This window comes from Arsenophonus sp. ENCA, from assembly GCF_002287155.1.
Lineage (GTDB): Bacteria > Pseudomonadota > Gammaproteobacteria > Enterobacterales > Enterobacteriaceae > Arsenophonus > Arsenophonus nilaparvatae.
On the sequence record NZ_NHNG01000613.1, the window covers coordinates 1 to 4,531 of the forward strand.

Here is a 4,531-nt window from a genome sequence, read left to right on the forward strand (position 1 = left end):
TACAGGTTTCGATCTTGACCAGCGGGTCACCCAACTTGTCGATCGTCTGTTGGTGATACTGGTTTGCAAAGAGGTCATTCTTAATGGCGCTGCGTTTCTTCATGGTGGTTAGCTCAGTAGACCAGCTTCCGATAACTTTATCAGCAAAATCAAACTCGGCTTAGGTTTTTCGAGGTGCCCAATAATTATTTGTAATAACTTATATATTTTTTATTACAAAATTGCCAACTATATAGATTATTATTTATGGTTCTCAGATTAGGATTTTATCGCTAAAAATAATAGCAATAACTGTTTTAGTTATATAAGGCCGGCAGTTTTATTAAAATCAATAATATAAATATATTAAAAAGCAAATAAGAATTTTTCTTATTTGCTTAACAGAGAATTGAATATACCGATTTTTATATTGAAAATATTAAATAGATTAAAAAAAACGTTATCTTGGCTAGATAACGTTAATATTAATATAGTTAAATATTATTGATATACTTTGCTGTATATAGTGATTAAACAGTCAGCCCATTAAAATTTCTAAATAATAGCTGCAAATCATAGCTAGCTTAGGAAATGCTTATGTTAATTAGCTAATAAATACAATTATATATAAATTCTATTGTAAACATAACTATATTATTTACACAAATGATTTATAAATACAAAGATTCTACTATCAATAGTGGTTATCCACAGTATTAATAATATATTATCTAATATTTAGAATAATTATTCTATAATTAAAATCTATTTTGATGCAAGTGTTTTTTGTTAAATTATTTTGTCAAATTATAACGCAATTAAATAACCTTATTTTTTATAGGTATTTATACTGTACAGTTAAACTGATCTTACTTAGTGCATTCATTAGAATTATATATATTATAAATAGAATTTAACTAGTATATGAATAAAAATTGCTAATGTTTACTTCCAATTTATTAGCTTAAGAAAAATGAAATTAATAACCTTAAATAATATAAAATAGAAATGTAAATTTTTTGTTGTTATATTTTAACTTAAATTAATAGTTTATTATTTTGCTACATTAATAAATTTGGAGTTATTAATTATATTACTTATTAACCATATAACTAACATGGATATGAAATATAAAAATATATAACTCTATTGATTTATTAATAACATAATTGAATAAATACTGGGTATTTAATTACCCAGCTTTGACATTATCAGCAATATTCTATTTTGTACTCTGTGACATTTCCATGCCAACTAATCCAACTTTAAGATAGCCAGATTTACGTAATAAGTTCATTACATCCATTATCTTTTCATAATCAACTGTTTTATCTGCTTGAAAAAAAATAGTGGTTTCTTTATTTGTACCGGTTATTAGATCCAATGCTGATGCCAATTGTTCTTGAGAGACATTTTGTTCTCCAACATACATTTGACCATTCGCTTTCACTGTCAAAAATAACGGTTTTTCCGGTCTAGGTTGCGGTTTAGCTGCAGAAGCCGGTAAATCAACTTTAATATCTACTGTCGCTAAAGGTGCAGCAACCATGAAGATAATCAGTAAAACCAACATTACATCAATAAATGGTGTAACATTAATTTCATGCATTTCACCATTATCATTTAAATCATCATTTAAACGGATCGCCATAAGCACTTACCTTTGTTTTTTACTATCAGCTAAATCCAAATCTCTACCTAATAATACCGTCGCTTGAGCAGCTACATCACCCAGTTGACCACGGTAAGTATTAATCATGCGTGCGAATAAATTATAAATAACCACCGCCGGTATCGCAGCTACCAACCCTATTGCTGTGGCTAACAAAGCTTCTGCTATACCAGGCGCAACAACTGCTAAATTTGTCGTCTGAGAATGGGCTATACCAATAAAGCTATTCATAATTCCCCAAACCGTACCGAATAAACCGATAAAGGGAGAAATTGCCCCTATAGTTGCTAAATAACCATTACCTCGTCCCATGTAACGACTAATTGAAGCAACCACTCTTTCAAGGCGAAAACTGGCGCGATCTTTGGTTCCATTTAAATCATGACTGCCAGCTGATAATGTTTTTTCTGCCACGACTTCATCATATAATTTTCTAGTAACACTAGTTTTTTTAAATGTTGCAGCAATTTCTACCGCATCATCGAGTGATTTTACTTTAGATAGTTTTTGCTGTTCTTTTCGTAGCTGTCGGTATGCTCCAATCAATTCGATGCCTTTTGAGAAAAACAGTGCCCAGGTAATGATTGAAGCAACAATTAATCCTAGCATTACTACCTTTACAACCATGTCAGCATGCTGATACATACTCCAAATCGAAAGATCTTGATCAAATCCTCCTTGTGCGGTTAATAAATTAGGCTCCTGCTGTAGACTCACTAAATTTTTTTCCGCAGCAAGCTGTTTCTCGCTCGATTGCTCTTCATTAGCTGAAGTCGTTTGGATTTGATTTGTAGGGGATATATCTTGCTGATTAAGTGTATTAACAGGCTGAAACTGCTCAGACAGACCTGCCGGATTTGTCTCGGCGAATGTTATATTTATCAAACTCATTGCCAATAAAATAGAAGCTATCAATTTACGCATCAGTTGGCTATCACTCTTCGGTTATTTAATGTGATCCTTTTAGCTGATCATAACTTATGCCAGCTAGTCTATTGGTAGTAAATTTTGATTTACCACGCTTACATTATGAAAAACTGAGTGATCATACCAGACATTAAATCATTTGATAGTAATTATCATTACTATTTGATGAATTTTTTATTTATTTAACTGCTATCAATAAGTTTTGCTGCAATTTGACTTGTTCTAATAACTGATAATCGCAACAGATATTTGCCATTTTTAATACTCCCTTATCTCAAATAAACATTTTTTATCTAACTGGCTTTTATACTTAGCGCTTGAATAAATCCAACATAATTCAGTTTTTTAAGGTAAACTGGCAACTATATCGATTTTTCATTTGGTTGTTCCTAACAGGGTAAGTTATGCAAGTTCTCAATGAGATCGTGATGGCAATTTGGCATCACGATTTTGCTAAACTAAATAATCCCGATATTTTATGGATTATTTATGCTGTACTTTTTACCATTATTATATTAGAAAACGGTATTCTTCCTGCCGCATTTCTGCCAGGAGATACGTTGCTTATTCTTTCCGGTGCTTTGATTGCAAAAGGTGTTCTTTCTTTTATTCCCACAATTATTATTTTAACTATTGCTGCTAGCTTAGGTTGCTGGTTAGGTTTTTTACAAGGACGCAGGCTTAGTGATACCCATTTAGTAAAACAATGGTTAAAACAGATCCCACAAGAGTATCACGATCGTGCAAACCGATTATTTAACAACCAAGGCTTGTATGCGCTTTTAATCGGTCGTTTTTTAGCTTTTGTGCGAACACTATTGCCAGTTTTAGCAGGACTTTCGACTTTAAGCCACCGGCGCTTTCAATTATTCAATTGGCTTAGCGGCCTATTATGGATTGGGATCATTGTTTCTCTGGGTTACGCAATAAATCAAATTCCTTTTATAAAACGCCATGAGAATATCGTTATGAATATTTTAATATTTTTACCGATACTGCTACTCATTAGCGGATTTATCGGCTCACTTGTCGTATATTGGAAACATAAAAAAAGCAGTTAAATATTATGGATTTTATTCGCCCAGAATAAGAAAATGGCCCGGTTAAACAGGCCATTTCAAATAGTCAGTAATAGTTAATGCTGGATCATTTTATGCATCTCTTGGACAGAGATAACCTGCTCTGTAGGATCGGCATTGAGAGAGATCGCGGTCGCAAAACCGCCATTGATAGTGGTATCATAATTTACTTTATATTGTAATGCACTACGACGAATCAGCTTCGAATCTTCTATTGCACGACGGCCCGCGGTAGTATTGACAATGTAACTGTATTCACCATTTTTTATTCTATCCTGAATATGGGGGCGTCCCTCATGCACTTTATTAACTAAACGCGGGTTAATTCCGCCCTCACCCAGCACAATTGCAGTACCATGAGTTGCATCTAACTCAAAACCATGCGCAATTAATTTAGCCGCTAAATCAACAACCTTGGCTTTATCATTCTCTCTTACTGACACGAGTTTCGCACAAAACTAATTTGGGTACGCTAATAAAACACGGATGTGCTCAGCAATAGCATTTTTAATTACGTCCCAATTTTGTTGATAAAGGGTTATTTTTTCAGATATACGACGTTTATGTTGTTCAAACCACGCAGAAATAGCGAGAAAAATATGATTTCTTTGCGCTCGGCTCGTGCGAGCCTGACAGCGTTCAATACCACAATTTTGTTTAACTTCTCGATGATAAACTTCAACAGACCAACGGGCATCCATGATAGATTTGACGTATTCACGGGTGGGATTCTCTTTGTTTGTTACTATGTAATCAATACGGCCGTTTTTGGCTGTAAATTTGAAAACAGTCACCCAACCGTAGCCTCGTAAGTGTATTGGAGTTCCTTCTTCTGAGATGTCTAACTTGTTCAGTTGTTTATTATGGTTAACAA

At 33.3% G+C, this 4,531-nt stretch carries 4 protein-coding genes and 1 pseudogene; 1 reads left to right on the forward strand and 4 read right to left on the reverse strand.

Annotation, left to right across the window (positions count from 1 at the left end; all coding sequences use genetic code 11):
• Positions 1-1,201: 1,201 nt before the first annotated feature.
• The gene (exbD, locus tag CBG25_RS15840; RefSeq protein WP_290607846.1) at positions 1,202-1,630 is read right to left on the reverse strand and encodes a TonB system transport protein ExbD; all 429 of its coding nucleotides are present in this window, start codon (positions 1,628-1,630) and stop codon (positions 1,202-1,204) included.
• A 6-nt stretch (positions 1,631-1,636) separates the two neighbouring features.
• Positions 1,637-2,575, reverse strand: a complete 939-nt coding sequence (gene exbB, locus CBG25_RS15845; protein ID WP_290607847.1) for a tonB-system energizer ExbB — start codon at positions 2,573-2,575, stop codon at positions 1,637-1,639.
• Between the two features lie 407 nt (positions 2,576-2,982).
• On the opposite strand from exbB, the gene CBG25_RS15850 reads away from it, so the two are divergent.
• Entirely contained in the window at positions 2,983-3,639 is a 657-nt protein-coding gene (locus CBG25_RS15850) for a DedA family protein (RefSeq protein WP_290607849.1), read from the forward strand.
• Positions 3,640-3,713: 74 nt separating this feature from the next.
• On the opposite strand, the pseudogene carB reads toward CBG25_RS15850, so the two are convergent.
• A pseudogene (gene carB / locus CBG25_RS15855) lies at positions 3,714-4,103 on the reverse strand (carbamoyl phosphate synthase large subunit); the annotation flags it as partial.
• 12 nt (positions 4,104-4,115) lie between these two features.
• Positions 4,116-4,531 (reverse strand): transposase (locus CBG25_RS15860; RefSeq protein WP_290607851.1); only part of this gene is annotated, 416 nt, incomplete at its 5' end.

What these genes read in the sequence shown, in the direction of transcription:
- exbD (WP_290607846.1), bottom strand. Translation starts at nt 1,630, where the DNA reads ATGGCGATCCGTTTAAATGATGATTTAAATGATAATGGTGAAATGCAT.
- CBG25_RS15850 (WP_290607849.1), top strand. Translation starts at nt 2,983, where the DNA reads ATGCAAGTTCTCAATGAGATCGTGATGGCAATTTGGCATCACGATTTT.
- exbB (WP_290607847.1), bottom strand. Translation starts at nt 2,575, where the DNA reads ATGCGTAAATTGATAGCTTCTATTTTATTGGCAATGAGTTTGATAAAT.